Below are 17,394 nucleotides of genomic sequence, written 5' to 3'. Positions count from 1 at the left end.
CTAAATGAATAGCTATTAAACTGTTACTTGTTTTCCTAGATTGCTAATTAATTCATCAGCAAACTCTGAACACTTCACTTCTGTTGCGCCGTCCATTAAACGTGCGAAATCATATGTTACTACTTTTGAAGCAATTGTTTTTTCCATTGATTTCATGATTAAATCCGCTGCTTCATTCCAGCCAAGGTGTTCAAGCATTAACACACCTGATAATAATACAGAAGATGGGTTTACTTTATCTAAACCAGCATATTTAGGTGCTGTACCGTGAGTTGCTTCAAAGATAGCATGTCCAGTTTCATAGTTGATGTTTGCTCCTGGAGCAATTCCGATACCGCCAACTTGTGCTGCTAATGCATCTGAAATGTAATCTCCATTTAAGTTCATTGTTGCTACTACATCGAATTCACGTGGACGAGTTAAAATTTGTTGTAAGAAGATATCTGCAATAGAATCTTTTACAATAATTTTTCCTGCTGCTTCCGCTTCTGCTTGAGCTTTGTTTGCAGCTTGTGCACCTTCTTTTTCAACGATGCGGTCATATTGAGCCCAAGTAAATACTTTATCGCCGAATTCTTTTTCAGCTAGCTCATAGCCCCAATTTTTAAATGCGCCTTCTGTATATTTCATAATGTTACCTTTGTGTACAAGCGTAACAGACTTGCGGCCCTGTTCAATCGCATAGTTGATTGCTGCACGCACAAGACGCTCTGTTCCTTCAGAAGAAATAGGCTTAATACCTAATCCAGAAGTTTCAGGGAAACGGATTTTATTTACACCTAATTCCGTTTGTAGGAATGAAACAAGTTTTTGTACTTCTTCAGAACCCTTCGCATATTCAATACCAGCATAAATATCTTCAGTATTTTCACGGAAGATAACCATATCTGTATCTTCTGGGCGCTTAATTGGAGAAGGTACGCCGTCAAAGTAGCGAACAGGACGTAAGCATGTGAATAAGTCTAATTCTTGACGCAATGCCACGTTTAGAGAACGAATTCCACCGCCTACTGGTGTCGTTAATGGTCCTTTGATTGCAATTATGTATTCGCGAATTGCATCTAACGTTTCTTCCGGTAACCATTCGCCAGTTTGATTAAATGCTTTTTCACCTGCTAATACTTCTTTCCAAACGATTTCTTTTTCACCACTGTATGCTTTTGCAACTGCTGCTTCTAATACGCGGGAAGCTGCTGCCCAGATATCCGGACCAATTCCGTCACCTTCGATAAATGGAATAATTGGGTTATTTGGTACGTTTAAAATGCCGTTTGCTACAGAAATTTGTTCACCTTTTGTCATGAGAATGACCTCCTTAAAAAATTGTCTACTTTCACTTATGGAAAAGTGCTCAACGAACGTGAGCACCTTCGTCACATTGTTTAGCTGCGCTCTTCAAGCGGAATGTACGTTTGTTTTCCAGGACCGATATAATCAGCTCTTGGACGAATCAAACGATTGTTTGAATACTGCTCTAAAATGTGAGCAATCCATCCTGATACGCGGCTTACGGCAAAAATCGGAGTAAATAAATCGTGATCAATACCTAAGCTGTGGTATACAGAAGCTGAATAGAAATCAACGTTTGGCGGAAGCTTTTTCTCGCCTGTTACGATTTCCTCAATTTTCACTGACATATCGTATAGCGTTGTATCTCCTGCTTGTTTTGTAAGTTTTTCAGACATTTCTTTCAAGTGCTTGGCACGAGGATCACCCTGCTGATACACACGATGTCCAAATCCCATAATCTTTTCTTTTTTCGCGAGCTTTTCGCGAATGTAAGGTTCTGCGTTTTCAACTGTTTGAATGTCAGACAACATTTTCATAACAGCTTCATTCGCTCCCCCGTGAAGAGGACCCTTTAACGCCCCAATAGCGGCTGTAATCCCTGAATAAATATCGGATAACGTTGCCACACAGACACGCGCTGTAAAAGTTGAAGCATTTAGCTCATGGTCAGCGTGTAAGACAAGTGCTTTATCAAACGCTTCTACTTGGATATCAGTTGGCTCTTCGCCGGTTAACATATATAAAAAGTTAGCGGCAATGCTATAATTTTCGTTTGGCTCAATTGGCTCTAATCCGTTGCGAACTCTTGAAAAAGCCGTCACCACTGTTGGTAATTGTGCTTGCAAACGAACAGCTTTGCGATAATTTGCTTCTTCATCCATTAAATCAGCTTCAGGATCGTACAACCCCAATAGTGATACGACTGTTCTTAAAGCTGCCATTGGATGAACATCTTGAATTGGATAAGTTTTGAAATGATTTAAGACTTCTTGGGGTAATTTAGCGTTTTCTGCTAGTAATCTAGAAAACACAGATAATTCTTCTTTATTAGGTAATTTTCCGTGCCATAGTAAATACACCACTTCTTCAAATGTTGCATAATTCGCTAAATCATCAATATTGTAGCCTTGATATGTTAAAGTGTCATCAATAATTGAACTTACTGCTGACGTTGTAGCGACTACCCCTTCTAGACCTCGAGTTGCTGTCATAAATCTCCACTCCTTTACAGAAAAAATTCCCCATACCTTTCTGTGTAAAACGTGAAAAACAAAATTGAGCTTCTGCTCAACTAGACATTAAATGATATACGAAGCGCCTCTTTTGAATATATATCTTGGAAGAACATTCCTTCACCCCACGTAAAGAAAATGCTTACATTTCCATTTGTTTCAATAACACACAAAATTAAAACATCTGCATGTGTCATTGCTTTGTTACAGCCCTATAGGTAAAACATACAATTGTATGTAAAAAGATGCGGCCTCAAAATATATTATAAACAATTATCTGACTTTTGTGAATCAAAAGAGAGAAGAAATTTTAAAAAAATTATTATTATACAAAAATTTCTACGAAAAGAGTTCAGTTAATTTCATAAATAAATAAGCAATTCCAGCACCGATTAACGGACCTACTGCTACCCCTTGAAACAGCGCCACAGCAAGAATTGTGCCAAAAACTAAAGCGGTCGTAATATGCGGATCATCTTCCAAGAGCGTAAGCCCATATTTGGCAATAATTGCTACAGCAATACCGGCTCCTAGAGCAATCCAGGCATAAGAAGATTTCACAGCTTCTCCTAATTGTTTAAACCCTATGTCTCCTGTTGCAATTGGCACAAGAACGGCAATTGTAATCACCGTTACCCCAATATTAATTCCTTTTGATTGTAGAAAAGGAAAAACCTTACTGTCTAACCCGATTAATTTTAAAATAAGTAAAAATGCAACTGCAATGATTAATGATTGATTTTTAGCCACTAATCCAATTACGAGTAAAACAGCTAAAAAAAGCATCGGTTGTGAAAACATTTTACTCATCCTTTCTTTTTTTATTGTGATAATTCTAAAGCGTATTACGTAACTATTTTATGAGTAGCTTTTTCTTTTGTTGACTATCGTTTACAAGGAGGCCTCTATTTATTGTGTACAAGCTTCATTTACATCGCCTATTTCGCTTAGCTTGTGTGTTGGTAATTATTGCAGCAGCTGTATTTCTTAGTTATTATGTCTCTTCTCTCCTCTATCCATTTATTATCGCCTGCTGCATCGCTTTTTTTATAAATCCTATGGTTAATCTATTTGAATTAAAGCTGCGCTTACCACGCTACTTAGCTGTTTTACTGTCAATGGTTCTTATCTTCTCTCTTTTGGCTGGACTTATTACGTTACTTATCACAGAAATTATTGCAGGAAGTACGTATTTAGCGAAAGTTGTTCCCACAAATTTCAAAGAAGTGGTCATATTTATTGAAAATATTGCTACAGAACAAATACTTCCGTTTTATGAACGCATTACTTCTATGTTTAATAACTTAAATACCGGTCAGCAAGCAACTATTTTATCGAACATTAAAGGGGTAGGCAACCATATCGCTCAAACGGTGGGAGATTTTCTGCAAAATGTATTGCAAAGCATCCCAGGATTTTTATCCGTATTGCCTAATGCAGCTACTGTGATTATTTTTTCATTGCTGGCTACTTTTTTTATTAGTAAAGATTGGTACAAGCTGATGGCTAAAAGCAGCGTGTTTATTCCTAAAAAAGTAAGAGAAAATGGACAGACAGTTGTTATGGAGCTTAAAAATGCACTGTTTGGTTTTATTAAAGCTCAGCTTACGCTTATTTCGATTACCACCATCATCGTTCTTTTTGGTTTACTTGTTCTTAAGGTTGATTATGCTATTACAGTCGCTTTATTAATCGGCTTAGTAGATATTCTTCCTTACCTCGGAACAGGACTGGTTTTTGTTCCCTGGATGATTTATGCGTTTGCAACAGATAATGTGTCATTTGCTGTAGGACTTTCGGTACTATATGCTGTAGTACTTGTGCAGCGACAAATTATGGAGCCCAAGATTCTGTCATCGAGCATTGGTCTTGACCCTCTTGCTACATTAATTGCTTTATTTGTAGGATATCAATTGATTGGATTTTTTGGATTAATAGTTGGCCCTGTTATTCTTGTTATTCTAAAAACACTTCATACAACGGGAGTTTTTAAAGAAACGTGGCAGTTTATTATAGGAAAATGAAAAAGTGTGTGAAAGAAGCTTCTTTCACACACTTTCTAGTTAACGTATAATCGGCATTCGATTACGCCCTTGAAAAAATCTTCTTAACCACGTTAAAAGAAAAGGCTTGACGATTTTGCGTGTAAACGGCAGCAAAAAGATAAAGCCTACAACATCTGTCAAGAAGCCTGGAAACAGTAGAAACAAACCGCCAAATAGTACACACATACCATCAAGGATTTCACCGCTTGGAACATGTCCTTGGCTCATCTGACGCTGTGCTTTTTGAAAAAGAGATGTTCCTTGTTTTTTCGCTAGAAACGCACCAATAAAACTGGTAGCAATAATCAGTAAAAATGTTGACATTACACCAATGAGATGACTTGAATAAATCAAAATCATTACCTCAACAGCAGGTACAATAAGAAGGAGCGGAAGAAGCTTCCTCACCATCATCACCTCTTCGCTTATTGAATTGCCTAAACAAAAAGAGAAGGATTTCCCCTTCTCTTTTTTTCAATCATCTACGTGTTTCTTACAGTACGCTTGCGTGTCCGTTGTATACAACACCACGTGAAGCATCGACTGTAATATCTTGATCTTCTGAGAATACGCTTGTTGCGTTTTCTACACCTACAATGACAGGAATGCTTAAGTTTAATCCTACTACAGCTGCATGGCTTGTTAGACCGCCTTCTTCCGTAATAAGAGCCCCTGCTTTTTCGATTGCACTGATCATATCGCGATCTGTGCTGTTTGTAACAAGGATAGCACCTTCAGTCATTTTTGCATTTGCTTCTTCAGCAGTTTTAGCAATAACTACTTTACCAACTGCTGCTTTACGACCAATTCCTTGTCCTTTAGCCAGAACGTCACCTACAACTTGAACTTTCATTAAGTTCGTTGCACCTGATTCTCCAACTGGAACACCAGCAGTAATAACAACTAAATCACCGTGTGCTACAACGCCTGTTTTTACTGCGTCATTTACAGCGTAATCTAACATATCGTCAATTGTACTTACGCGCTCACCAACAACTGGTGTAACACCCCATACTAGAGAAAGACGACGTGCAACAGAATCGTTTGCTGCAACAGCTACGATTGGAGATTGCGGACGATATTTAGAAACGATTTTCGCTGTATAACCACTTTCTGTTGGCGCTACGATTGCACTAGCGTTTAAGTTAAGCGCTGTGTGTACAACAGATTGTCCGATTGCATCTGTAATAGATGGGCCAACTTGCTTGCTGCGCTGTTGTAAAATCTCAGAGTAGTTTAGAGCTTGCTCAGCACGAGAAGCGATTGAATGCATTGTTTGTACAGCTTCAACTGGGTAAGAACCCGCAGCTGTTTCACCAGATAACATAATTGCATCTGTACCATCAAAAATAGCATTGGCAACGTCACTTGCTTCCGCACGAGTCGGGCGCGGGTTGCGTTGCATTGAATCAAGCATTTGTGTAGCTGTAATAACTGGTTTGCCAAGTGCATTACATTGTTTGATTAGATCTTTTTGTACTAATGGTACTTCTTCAGCAGGAATTTCTACTCCTAAGTCACCACGAGCAACCATTAAGCCGTCTGAAACTTCAAGGATTTCTTTGATGTTATCTACGCCTTCTTGGTTTTCGATTTTTGAGATGATTTGAATGTGAGCTGCATTATGTTTTTCTAGTAGTTCACGAATTTCTAATACATCAGATGCGCGACGCACAAAAGAAGCAGCGATAAAATCAATGCCTTGTTCGATACCAAATACAATATCGTTTGCATCTTTTTCAGTGATACCAGGAAGGTTTACACTTACGTTTGGTACGTTTACACCTTTTTTATTTTTTAATGTACCAGGGTTAAGTACTTTCGTTTTGATTTCACCATCAGTTTTATTGACATCTAGTACTTCAAGACCGATTAAACCGTCATCTAAAAGGATTTTTGATCCTACGTGTACGTCATCAATTAGACCTGGATATGTAATTGAGAATTTTTCAGTTGTTCCCACTACTTCTGTCATAGAAACAATGATTTCAGCGCCTTCTTCTAACTCAATTGCACCATTTTCCATTGTGTTTGTACGAATTTCAGGTCCTTTTGTATCAAGTAAGATACCTACTGTTTTACCTGTTTGTTTCGCAGCTTCACGAATGTTAACGATACGTGCACCATGCTCTTCAAAGTCACCGTGAGAGAAGTTTAGGCGACAAACGTTTAAGCCTGAGTTAATTAGTTCAACTAATTTTTCTACACTTTCACTCGCTGGTCCAATAGTACATACAATTTTAGTTTTACGCATTCAAATTTCCTCCTATATATTTACTATTTACTCTTTAGGTAGAGCAAACAGCTATTTCCTTTACTAACCTTTTACAAGCAGGCTGTGAACAAATATTTTGTTGCCTTAACCTGTTCACCTTGCTTTACGTGTAACTTATGAAATACCTACATAGCGCTGAATCAAATAGCAAACAAATACACAGCACTTTAACGATGAATTTCTTCATCGTTTGCTTCTTGTTTTACTATTCCCTGCAATTCATACAGCAATACTTGCTGCCTGATTTGTCTTATATATCTCACGTTTTAGAGAAAAGACAAACGCTCGCACAGCTGCTAATAACCATAGGAATTTTTTTGAAAACACTCTTTTTCTACTTTTACTTAAAGGTTTTTGCTGTCTATAAAATACCACGAAGAACTTGTAAACACAATAGAGAAGGGCTATACAAACCGCACAAAAACGCGCACCCTTATTTTTCAAGAGTGCACGTTTCTTTATTTTATAGTAATGGCATCGTTTTCAGCTGCAAATTGTCCGATTTTTTTGTATTTTAAATAACGCTCTTCCACTAGCTCTTCTTTTGATAAATTCATCAGTTCTTTTAATGACTTCTTAATAATGCTTTCCATGTATCCAGCTTGTGCATCGATATCTCGATGAGCTCCGCCTTTTACCTCTGAAACCATTTCATCTACAATACCCAGTTCTTTCAAATCTGGTGCTGTAATCTTCATCGTTTCAGCAGCTTTTTTCGCAAGAGAAGAATCTTTCCAAAGAATGGCAGCCGCTCCTTCTGGAGAAATAACTGAGTACGTCGAGTTCTCAAGCATATGAAGGTGATTTCCTAAACCTAATGCCAAGGCTCCTCCGCTTCCTCCTTCTCCAATGACAATACAAATAACAGGTACAGTTAAGCCAGCCATTTCGAAAAGATTTTTCGCAATAGCTTCGCTTTGTCCGCGTTCTTCTGCCGCCTTTCCTGGATAAGCTCCTTTTGTATCAATAAAGCAAATAATTGGGCGGTTAAATTTCTCCGCTTGCTTCATCAGACGCAGTGCTTTACGGTAGCCTTCAGGATGTGGCATACCAAAATTACGACGAATATTTTCTTTCGTATCTTTACCTCTCTGATGTCCAATCACGGTAACAGGCACGCCATTAAACTTGGCAATTCCTCCTACGATTGCTTCATCATCTCCATAAAAGCGATCTCCATGACACTCTAAAAAGTTTGTAAACAAGCGAGTAATATAATCGAGTGTTGTAGGACGCTCAGGATGACGAGCAATTTGAACACGGTTCCACGGGCTTAGATGATTGTAAATATCGTTTTCTACTTTTTCTAAGCGCTTTTCCAACTTATCAATTTCGCTAGATAAATCCACTTCTGTATTTTTAGCAAACTCTTTCAGTTCTGCAATCTTGTCGCGTAACTCAACAATTGGACGTTCAAACTCTAATTCACTTACCACTCGATGTCACCTCCTGCTACGTGTATATCTAAAATAGTTGTTAACGTGTCTTTTAAATCGTGACGGTCAATAACTCCATCTAATTGACCATGCTTCAACAGAAATTCAGACGTCTGAAAATCTTCTGGAAGCTCTTCTCTAATTGTTTGTTCAATAATACGTCTTCCAGCAAAGCCAATTAACGCGCCCGGCTCGGCTAAATTATAATCGCCTAGCGAAGCAAAGCTTGCTGACACTCCTCCCGTAGTAGGATGTGTCATGATCGAAATGATTAAGCCGCCTTCGTCACTGAACATTTTAAGGGCTGCGCTAGTTTTAGCCATTTGCATCAAGCTCAGAACACCTTCTTGCATACGTGCACCGCCTGAAGCTGTAAAAATAAGGAATGGGACATGCATTTCCTTTGCTTTTTCAATGGCGCGAGTAATTTTCTCACCTACTACAGAACCCATGCTTCCCATACGGAAATGTGAATCCATAACAGCAACCACTACTTTAATTCCTTCAATATCTCCTTCACCCGTAACAATCGCTTCACTTAAATTAGTTTTCTCACGATCTTTTTCGAGCTTTTCAAGATAATCCGGGAATCCAAGAGGATTTTCTGACGTCATATCTTTGTCGTATTCAACAAACGTACCGCTGTCAATCAAGCTTTCAATACGCTCTGGTGCTGTCATTTGATGATGGTATCCACAGTTTAAGCATACTTTTAAGTTTTTATTTAACTCTTTTGTATACATGATTTTCTTACACTTTTTACACTTGGTCATAATCCCTTCAGGTACATCTTGTCTCATATGCTCAGAAGGAATCGTAGCATATTTTCGTTTTTTTGGAGTTTTTGTGTTTTTTGTAAATAAATCTCGTAACAAGGTGTAACCTCCTTTTGGTTCTTTTCTTTAACATAAGAACCTTTCTTCTTCCTCTTCTTCTACTTTACACGTTATGAAAGCCCGTCTCAAACGCAAAAACAAGCGACATATAAGAAAAAATTGGATGAATTATTCGCTTCACTTTATTAGTTGCTATTTACTTTACTAGATGACGGTTTGATTTTGTGTAGAAAGATGGCATGTCTCTTTCGACAAATTCCTTCTTTCACACTTGTTTGTAGCACTGATGGTGAAGATTTAATACAGCTGCTTCATCTTTTTTAACTAGCGCCTCTACTAATTCATTTATAAGAGTGTCGCTTGGCGGTGAGTTTTGTTGAAAGGTTTGAGAAAAACGGCAAATAATCAGCCAAATTCGGTGCAATAGCCGATTAGGCTGCAAAGAAAACAAATAGTCAAACAAGTTCTTTAAGCGATCGTCATTCTGCTTTTGAATTACTTTTGAAACATTGATTTTGTTCTGTTCCGCTAAAACAGAAAACAAACAGCTTTTTTCCAGAATATATCTCGTCTGAATTAAGTCTGACTTTGTTTTGCCGTCTTGTATTAAAAAAGTAGCTAATAAATCAATAAATTGATGATCTCCCACTTCTTTAATAAACGTACCTTCACCTCTTCTAGTTTCAATCAATCCAATTAGCTCTAACGCTCTGAGCGCTTCTCGAACGGAAGAACGTCCTGCGCCTAACCGTTCAGAAAGCTCTCGTTCTGACGGGATTTTATCACCCGTAGTTAAACGATCATCTTCCATTAGCTGGCGAATTTGTTTTAGAATTTCTACATATACTTTTGAACGTTCATTCTTCAAGTTTATTACCACTCACTTTACATTACTTTAACAGGCATGCTTGAAGCATCATGCCTGTCAAAGAACAGTTGATGTAACCTTATTCAATAATCGCTAAACGGCGTGTATTTTCAGCTACGGCTTCTGGCTTTACTTTTATTCGGGCAACGCCTGTTTCCATAGCTGCTTTTGCAACAGCTGCGGCTACTGCCGGAGCCACTCGTGCATCAAATGGCCCTGGAATCACATAGTCTGTATTCAAGTCCTCTTCCGTAATTAAATTAGCAATGGCCTCAACTGCAGCCATTTTCATTTTTTCATTAATATGAGTAGCACGCACATCCAGTGCACCTCGGAATATCCCCGGAAACGCTAAGACATTGTTCACTTGATTAGGAAAATCTGAACGTCCGGTGCCGATTACTTTCGCGCCAGCTTTTTTAGCTTCTTCTGGCATAATTTCAGGCACTGGATTTGCCATTGCAAAAATGATTGGGTCTGGATTCATCTTTCCAATCATTTCCGATGTGAGTGCTCCTTCAACCGAAACTCCAATAAATACATCAGCTTCTTCTAACGCATCGGCTAACGTACCTTCTACTTTGCTTCGATTTGTATAGGCTGCAACTTCATCTTTTATACGGTTCATGCCGTGAGGACGCTTGTCATAAATCGTTCCTTTGGAATCACACATAATAATATCGCGCACTCCATAGCTGTATAATAATTTAATAATAGCAATGCCAGCAGCTCCTGCTCCATTCGCTACTACTTTGATTTGTGACATTTTTCTTCCTGTCAGCTTCAGGGCATTAAGAAGACCCGCTACCGTAACAATAGCCGTCCCATGCTGATCATCATGAAAAACCGGGATATTTGTTTCCTTTTTCAACCGCTCTTCAATTTCAAAACAGTTAGGAGCCGCAATATCTTCTAAATTAACGCCTCCAAAAGTTGGTTCTAGCAATTTAACAGTTTCTATAATTTTGTCCACATCTGTCGTGTTTAAACAAATTGGGAATGCATCTACGCCGGCAAAACTTTTAAAAAGGACAGCTTTCCCTTCCATTACTGGCAGAGCAGCTTCAGGGCCTATATTGCCCAAGCCCAATACGGCAGTGCCATCAGATACAACAGCTACCATATTTCCTTTCATCGTATATTCATATACATTGTTTACATCATCATATATTTCTTTGCAAGGTTCTGCTACACCAGGGGAATAAGCAAGGCTTAAATCCTCTGCGTTTCGAACAGGAATTTTGGACTTTGATTCTAGTTTACCTTTGTTAATGCGGTGCATATGCAATGCTTCTTCACGTAAAGACAATGAATTTCACTCCCAATAAACAAAATGATAACAAATACTGCGCCTGAACCATGTTCTTTCCCACACTCATATGATGTTATAAATCCAATTGCATTTCATTTCAAGAAAAACGCATCTAATTCGTATATTTTATAAAAAAACGGTGGTCAGACCACTTTTTTAACTATTTTACCATATAACATCACATGAAATCTGTAAAGACTATATCTTCTTGAACACAACGTGCTTCTCTCCAAGCATTGCTTTTAACGTTTTGATCAACTCATCGCTTCGCTCAACAGAATAGTGAACAGGAAGCTTGACCAATTGGCGTTCTGCCTCATAATAAATTTTCACGGGGATTTTCCCTCTATGAGACTGAAAATGCTGATAAATAGTATGAAGCAGCTTTTCCGTACCTTGCTTTGTTTCTATACGTAAGTACAATTCTTCTGACGGTAATTTTTGAACCGCTTCGCTAGCAGCTTCAGCACGTTGACAAACAATTTGCTGCTGCCCATTTCTTTCATCTATCTTTCCATGTATCAGTAAAACCTTACCTTGTTCAAACAGCAGACGATTCTGCTCAAATACGCGGGGAAACGCAACAACTTCTCCTTCTCCACTTTCATCCGTAATGCGCAAAAAGGCCATTTGCTCTCCTTTTTTCGTGCGAATGACGCGAATTTCCAACACAAATACTAAAAGAGAGACCGCTTTTCCTGAAGCGTGTTCTTTCATATCGTGAAGAGAAACAACAGAATAAAAGGAATTCAGTGCTTCATACTGAGAAGCAGGGTGGCTTGATAAATAAAAACCTAGCATATCTTTTTCATACTGAAGCCGATCTTCTATTTTCAGTTCCTCTTTTTCCATATATTTAGGCTTTAACGAAAATTCAGCTCCAAATCCAAAGTCATCATCAGGGAGCACCAAGCTTGCATGTTCAAATGCTACATCAATGGTTGCTAATAAAGTTGCTCGATTTTCTCCAAATTCATCAAAGCCTCCGGACAAAATCAAAGCTTCAAGCGCTTTTTTATTCACGGCTTTTGGTGAAACACGTGCACAAAAATCAAATAAGTCTTCAAATCTTTTTTTCTTTCTCTCTTCTGTTATTTCCTGCATAGCTGCCGCACCAATATGTTTAATCGCTGCAAGGCTATATCTTATTCTTTCACCTTCTACATTAAACGAATACATGCTCTTGTTAATAGAAGGTGGGAGAACTTGTATTTTTTTTCTTTTGAGTTCATTAATATATTGAGCAATTTTCCCTTCGTTTCCAATAACGCTCGTTAACAACGCTGAAAAGAACTGTAGCGGATAATGTGTTTTTAAATAAGCTAACTGATAGGCCACCATACTGTAAGCAACGGCATGGCTCCGGTTGAAGCCATAATCAGCAAAGCGCACAATAAGGTCATAGACCCGATTAGCAACGGATAGGTCATATCCTTTCTTCTCGCTTCCTTGAACAAAATGTGCTCGTTCACGATCAAGCACGGATCGTTCTTTTTTACTAACTGCTCTTCTCAATAAATCTGCTTCTCCAAGAGAAAAACCGGCCATCTTTGAAGCAATCTGCATAATTTGCTCCTGATACACGATAACGCCATGGGTGGATTGTAAAATGCCTTGAAGCGTGGGATGGTCATATATGACGCTCTCCACTCCGTGCTTGCGCTTAATATAAGTTGGAATATTTTCCATCGGACCGGGTCTATACAGCGCGTTAACTGCTACAATATCTTCTAGCTCTGTAGGTTTTAATTGCTGAAGAACCCTTCTCATTCCATCTGACTCTAGCTGAAAAATCCCTGTCGTATCTCCTTTGCTCAGCAGTTCAAAAGTTTTCTGATCGTTAAATGGAATACGAGACAGTGACAGCTTTTGGTTCATGTCCCGCTCAATTTTCTTTAAAATGTGATCTAAAATGGTTAAGTTACGCAAACCTAAAAAGTCCATTTTCAAAAGCCCAACGTCTTGCAGAGCTTCCATTGGATATTGAGTCAGATATACATCATCATGTCCTTCTTGTACAGCTATAGATTGCGTCAGCGGCTTCTCACTGATCACAACGCCTGCTGCGTGTGTGGAAGTATGCCTTGGCAGTCCTTCTATCTTCATCGCAATGTTATACCATTGTTTTCTGGCTTCATTTTCAGATAAATAGTCTTGAAGAACTCTTGAATCACGAAGGGCACTTTTTAACGTTGTACCTGGTTTAGTTGGAATCGCTTTGGACATTTTGTTTAACGCCTCTTGATCAAATCCCATCACTCTTCCTACATCACGTACGGCTGCTTTAGCCGCTAATGTTCCAAATGTAATAATTTGAGCTACATGCAGCGCTCCATATTTTTGAGCCACATACTGAATGACTTGATCCCGTTTATTATCAGGAAAATCGATATCAATATCAGGCATCGAAATACGTTCAGGATTTAAAAAGCGCTCAAAGAGAAGCTGATGCTGAATTGGATCAACATTTGTAATTCGTAAGGCGTATGAAACTAGTGAGCCCGCCGCTGAGCCACGACCTGGACCTGTTAAAATACCATGTTCATGAGCATAATTCATAAAATCCCACACGATAAGGAAGTAATCGCTAAAGCGCATACTTTCAATAATGTTCAGCTCATAATCTAAGCGTTTCTGGTATTGTTCCGTGATCACTTGAACTCTTTCTTGCAGTCCTTTCTCGCAAAGAGTGCGTAAGTAGGTTGATGATGTAACGGACGGAGGAACAGGGTATTTTGGAATAGACATGACGCCTAGAGAAATTTTAAGCTCGCATCGTCTTGCGATTTTTATACTTTCTTCTATTAAAAAATGCTGATCATGAAAGAGAACTTCCATTTCATGAGGTGACTTGAAATAGTACTCGCTGCTTTCTTCTTGCACCTGTTCACCGCTATGTAATTTCTCTCCGTCTCGAATAGCCGCTAAGCAATCATATGCGTCCCGATCTTCTTGTTTTAAATATTTCACTTGATTCGTTGCTACGAGCGGGACATTTTCTTCAGCAGCAAGCTCCGTTAACTGCTGATTTATCAAAGCTTCATCCTGTCCGTGGCGCTGTATAGATATATACAAAGACTGAGAATATACTTTTTTAAAGAATTGAAGCACTCGCTTTGCATCTTGAAGCTTGTTTTCTGCTAGCAGAGTTTCTACTTCTCCCCTTACGCCAGGTGTAATAGCAATCAGCCCGCTGCTATAATGCTGGAGCCATTTTTTCTTTACACCGTGTTTTTCCTTTGTTTGAACTAAACTGCTTAGTTTTAATAGATTTTCATAGCCTTTATCATTTTCTGCTAGCAAAACTAAAGGATACGCTTGCTCGCTTTCTTCATGTTCCAAAATTGATAGTGTAAGCCCAATAATCGGCTTAATCCCCGCTTTCACGCAGGCTTTATAAAAAGGAATGACTCCGTACATTACATTTTCATCGGTCAAAGCAATCGCTTCATAGTTCATTTTTTTAGCTGTTTCTACAAGTTCATGAATACGAACGGAACTGCTTAGTAAGCTATAAGAACTTTGAAGCTGTAAGTGAACAAAAGGCACAGGACTTCCCACCTTTCTTTAATTCTTTATTCTCATTATAAATTTTGTTGCGGGCGTAGACAAATTACATAACTCTGAACGTTTGTCCATATATATGTAGGAAGCATGAGTTATCAATAAAATAGTAAAGGAGGACGCGTCATGACAAAAGAGCCTTTTATGTCTCTTTTCATTTGGAGTTACTTTACTTCATTAGGTATTATTTTAGGCGGTTCATTAATCGGAGCATTTGCGGGGTTTTTAATTGGAAAATCTCCCCTGTACGTTATGCATACCCTCAGCAATAGCTTAAAAATCTGGGCAATTGTCGGAGCCATCGGAGGAACATTTGATACGTTTTACAGCTTTGAGCGAGGACTCTTTGAAGGAGCGACAAAAGATGTATTCAAACAAATTCTTTTAATTCTATCCGCTATGGGAGGAGCTCAGACCGGGGCTCTGATCATCAAGTGGTTAACGCAGGAGCACTTTGTATGAGAGTACCCAGCGAGCGAATGTTCAAGCGCTCCGACTGGCAGCGTTTTTTCGCCGGTATTGTCATTGGAGCAATTGTCAGCTGGGGAGTGTTTTTAACAATTTACGGCGTTTCAAGAGATAGAGAGCTAGAGGAGATTCGAATTGCTAATGATAAGCTAAAAAAAGCAAATTTGCAAATTAGCGCATGGCAAGAAGATGTAAAAGCATTAAACAAGGAAATGAAGCAGCATTTGATTATTCAAAATGTGAAAGTAAAATTAGTGAACGGCCATCGTTATAAAGTAAACTCTGTGGTGGAATACAATATTCAAAAAAGCGTCGACGAAGAAGCGCAGCACTTAATTGCCCAAGATATTGAAAGTGCGTATCGAAGCAGGGATATCTTAAAAAAAGCAATTGAAAACAAAAAATACGAATTCGATAAAACGATTTATGAAGTTGAAGTTCATCAAATTTATTTTTATACAACGCTTTCGATTGAAGTTCGAATTAAAAAGATGGAAAAAGTACTATAAAAAGCCGCTGATTTAAAATCAACGGCTTATTTTACAGATTACTCCTGACTGCAGAGCTCTTCTAAATCAAGTAGTAAAGGCTCTACTTCTTCCCATGAGTCAATGGAAGCGCCGGACGCAAGAGGATGGCCTCCTCCGTTGTATTTTCTAGCAATTGTATTAATCACAAGCTCTTTTGAACGCAGGCGGACCCGAATCTGATTTTCTTCTTCTACAAAAAATACCCACGTTTTCACTCCATCAATTTGTCCTAACGAGCCGACTAGCTGAGAGGCATCAGCAGGTGTCACATCATATTTGCGAAGAATTTCATTCGGAATTTTCATGTGAGCAACTCCCGCTGGAGACATCGTGAAGTTTTGCAGCACATATCCATGTAAGTGAGCGACGTTTTCTTTTGTTTTGTATAGCTGATCATATACATCCTTAAAATTGAAGCCATATTGAATCAATTCACTTGCATAGCAAAACGTTTTCGGCTTTGTATTTGGAAATAAAAATCGGCCCGTATCACCGACAATACCAGTGAAAATTAACTTTGCTCCTTCATCATTAAGAGCTAACCCCTTTTCTTTTCCTTCCAAGTAAAATTCATAAATCATTTCACTTGTTGAAGAAGCAGACGTCTCAACCCAAAGTAAATCACCGTAAGGAGTTTGATTCGGATGGTGATCGATTTTAATGATCATTTTTCCACTTGCGTAGCGCTGATCTGATACACGCGCTTCATTCGCCGTATCACAAACGATGACAAGCGCATCTTCATAGGTGTCATCGGCGATATCATCCATACGGTATAAAAATTTTAACGACTCCGCTTCTTCTCCCGTTACGTATACCTTCTTCTCCGGAAAAGATGTTTTTAACAATTCCGCTAATCCGCACTGAGATCCGTATGCATCTGGATCTGGACGAATGTGCCTGTGAATAATGATGGTGTCAAACTGCTTAATAGCTTCTAATATTTGTGCTTTCATTTTCTCTCTCCTGTCAATACTGTTCTTGTTTTATGTACGTACCACATGCACTTATATTTCCACAGCGCTGTATCCATAATCTTTATTAAATCATATCTCTTCTCCTTTTTAAAAGAAGAATCAATCAATAGTAGAATTTTCTGTTATTGACCTGTAAAATAATAGATACTACTGTAAACACTTTCAACACTACGCATTACTAGCATCTAGAAATATTACGGATAGAAATACACCGGACTGGAGGGGCGTCTGTGCCATTTTTTATGATTTTAATCGTTGTGTCCTTTGTTTTCTACATGTATTTAAAAGTAAAATACGTACGTTCAAAACGCCCAATGGAACGAAAGTGGATTTCCGCTAAGTCGAGTATTTGTCTTGGCTCTTTTGTATTATTTTTTGGGATCAATCAATGGTTTATTTACGAAACAAACCTTTCGCTTATCATCGGCATATTATTTGTATTATTCGGTTCAGGTAGCATAATAGCAGGTGTCAAAGCTTATAAGTACTATCAGCCTTATGCAATAAAAGAAGCAGATCAAATGTAAAAAAGGCTGAGGCATAACGAGAGGAATCCAATCT

At 38.5% G+C, this 17,394-nt stretch carries 15 protein-coding genes; 4 read left to right on the top strand and 11 right to left on the bottom strand.

The window, feature by feature from the left end:
- Positions 1-15: 15 nt before the first annotated feature.
- The 3 genes from icd to SCI76_RS16680 form a co-directional block, all read right to left on the bottom strand.
- A complete protein-coding gene (gene icd / locus SCI76_RS16690) occupies positions 16-1,308 on the bottom strand; it encodes an NADP-dependent isocitrate dehydrogenase (protein WP_308012821.1) in 1,293 nt (430 codons plus the stop codon).
- 74 nt (positions 1,309-1,382) lie between these two features.
- Positions 1,383-2,501 (bottom strand): citrate synthase, encoded by a 1,119-nt coding sequence (gene citZ / locus SCI76_RS16685; RefSeq protein WP_033579621.1) that lies wholly within the window; start codon positions 2,499-2,501, stop codon positions 1,383-1,385.
- Positions 2,502-2,861: 360 nt separating this feature from the next.
- Positions 2,862-3,323 (bottom strand): DUF441 domain-containing protein, encoded by a 462-nt coding sequence (locus tag SCI76_RS16680; RefSeq protein ID WP_033579620.1) that lies wholly within the window; start codon positions 3,321-3,323, stop codon positions 2,862-2,864.
- A 113-nt stretch (positions 3,324-3,436) separates the two neighbouring features.
- On the opposite strand from SCI76_RS16680, the gene ytvI reads away from it, so the two are divergent.
- Complete coding sequence (ytvI, locus tag SCI76_RS16675) at positions 3,437-4,546, top strand: sporulation integral membrane protein YtvI (protein WP_168761339.1); 1,110 nt, start codon at positions 3,437-3,439, stop codon at positions 4,544-4,546.
- 39 nt (positions 4,547-4,585) lie between these two features.
- On the opposite strand, the gene SCI76_RS16670 is transcribed toward ytvI, so the two are convergent.
- The 7 genes from SCI76_RS16670 to dnaE form a co-directional block, all read right to left on the bottom strand.
- Entirely contained in the window at positions 4,586-4,978 is a 393-nt protein-coding gene (locus tag SCI76_RS16670; protein ID WP_205827011.1) for an FxsA family protein, read from the bottom strand.
- A gap of 82 nt (positions 4,979-5,060) precedes the next feature.
- The gene (gene pyk / locus SCI76_RS16665) at positions 5,061-6,821 is read right to left on the bottom strand and encodes a pyruvate kinase (protein WP_168761340.1); all 1,761 of its coding nucleotides are present in this window, start codon (positions 6,819-6,821) and stop codon (positions 5,061-5,063) included.
- Between the two features lie 479 nt (positions 6,822-7,300).
- Positions 7,301-8,278, bottom strand: a complete 978-nt coding sequence (gene accA, locus SCI76_RS16660) for an acetyl-CoA carboxylase carboxyl transferase subunit alpha (protein WP_047749772.1) — start codon at positions 8,276-8,278, stop codon at positions 7,301-7,303.
- The gene (gene accD / locus SCI76_RS16655; protein WP_028411784.1) at positions 8,272-9,153 is read right to left on the bottom strand and encodes an acetyl-CoA carboxylase, carboxyltransferase subunit beta; all 882 of its coding nucleotides are present in this window, start codon (positions 9,151-9,153) and stop codon (positions 8,272-8,274) included. The genes accA and accD overlap by 7 nt, the downstream gene beginning before the upstream one ends.
- A gap of 226 nt (positions 9,154-9,379) precedes the next feature.
- Entirely contained in the window at positions 9,380-9,982 is a 603-nt protein-coding gene (locus tag SCI76_RS16650) for a FadR/GntR family transcriptional regulator (RefSeq protein ID WP_168761341.1), read from the bottom strand.
- Positions 9,983-10,061: 79 nt separating this feature from the next.
- A complete protein-coding gene (locus SCI76_RS16645) occupies positions 10,062-11,291 on the bottom strand; it encodes an NADP-dependent malic enzyme (RefSeq protein WP_028411786.1) in 1,230 nt (409 codons plus the stop codon).
- 201 nt (positions 11,292-11,492) lie between these two features.
- A complete protein-coding gene (gene dnaE / locus SCI76_RS16640) occupies positions 11,493-14,843 on the bottom strand; it encodes a DNA polymerase III subunit alpha (RefSeq protein ID WP_047749766.1) in 3,351 nt (1,116 codons plus the stop codon).
- Positions 14,844-14,984: 141 nt separating this feature from the next.
- Between dnaE and SCI76_RS16635 the strand changes: the two genes are divergently transcribed.
- Positions 14,985-15,320 (top strand): YtrH family sporulation protein, encoded by a 336-nt coding sequence (locus SCI76_RS16635; protein WP_013059455.1) that lies wholly within the window; start codon positions 14,985-14,987, stop codon positions 15,318-15,320.
- Positions 15,317-15,835 (top strand): sporulation membrane protein YtrI, encoded by a 519-nt coding sequence (gene ytrI, locus SCI76_RS16630; RefSeq protein ID WP_014458035.1) that lies wholly within the window; start codon positions 15,317-15,319, stop codon positions 15,833-15,835. The genes SCI76_RS16635 and ytrI overlap by 4 nt, the downstream gene beginning before the upstream one ends.
- Positions 15,836-15,873: 38 nt before the next feature.
- On the opposite strand, the gene SCI76_RS16625 is transcribed toward ytrI, so the two are convergent.
- Positions 15,874-16,812, bottom strand: a complete 939-nt coding sequence (locus tag SCI76_RS16625) for a bifunctional oligoribonuclease/PAP phosphatase NrnA (protein WP_033579614.1) — start codon at positions 16,810-16,812, stop codon at positions 15,874-15,876.
- Between the two features lie 251 nt (positions 16,813-17,063).
- Between SCI76_RS16625 and SCI76_RS16620 the strand changes: the two genes are divergently transcribed.
- Positions 17,064-17,360, top strand: a complete 297-nt coding sequence (locus tag SCI76_RS16620; protein WP_028411789.1) for a YtpI family protein — start codon at positions 17,064-17,066, stop codon at positions 17,358-17,360.
- Positions 17,361-17,394: the final 34 nt, after the last annotated feature.

The sequence above is a fragment of the Priestia sp. HNGD-A6 genome (assembly GCF_045784335.1).
Lineage (GTDB): Bacteria > Bacillota > Bacilli > Bacillales > Bacillaceae_H > Priestia > Priestia zanthoxyli.
The sequence above is the reverse complement of the archived record's forward strand: the minus strand, read 5'-3'. Positions and strand labels throughout refer to the sequence as shown.

Bases quoted from the DNA above. Each gene is read 5' to 3' on its own strand.
- citZ (WP_033579621.1), bottom strand. From the start codon at position 2,501: ATGACAGCAACTCGAGGTCTAGAAGGGGTAGTCGCTACAACGTCAGCA.
- SCI76_RS16680 (WP_033579620.1), bottom strand. From the start codon at position 3,323: ATGTTTTCACAACCGATGCTTTTTTTAGCTGTTTTACTCGTAATTGGA.
- SCI76_RS16670 (WP_205827011.1), bottom strand. From the start codon at position 4,978: ATGGTGAGGAAGCTTCTTCCGCTCCTTCTTATTGTACCTGCTGTTGAG.
- pyk (WP_168761340.1), bottom strand. From the start codon at position 6,821: ATGCGTAAAACTAAAATTGTATGTACTATTGGACCAGCGAGTGAAAGT.
- SCI76_RS16635 (WP_013059455.1), top strand. From the start codon at position 14,985: ATGACAAAAGAGCCTTTTATGTCTCTTTTCATTTGGAGTTACTTTACT.
- ytrI (WP_014458035.1), top strand. From the start codon at position 15,317: ATGAGAGTACCCAGCGAGCGAATGTTCAAGCGCTCCGACTGGCAGCGT.
- SCI76_RS16625 (WP_033579614.1), bottom strand. From the start codon at position 16,812: ATGAAAGCACAAATATTAGAAGCTATTAAGCAGTTTGACACCATCATT.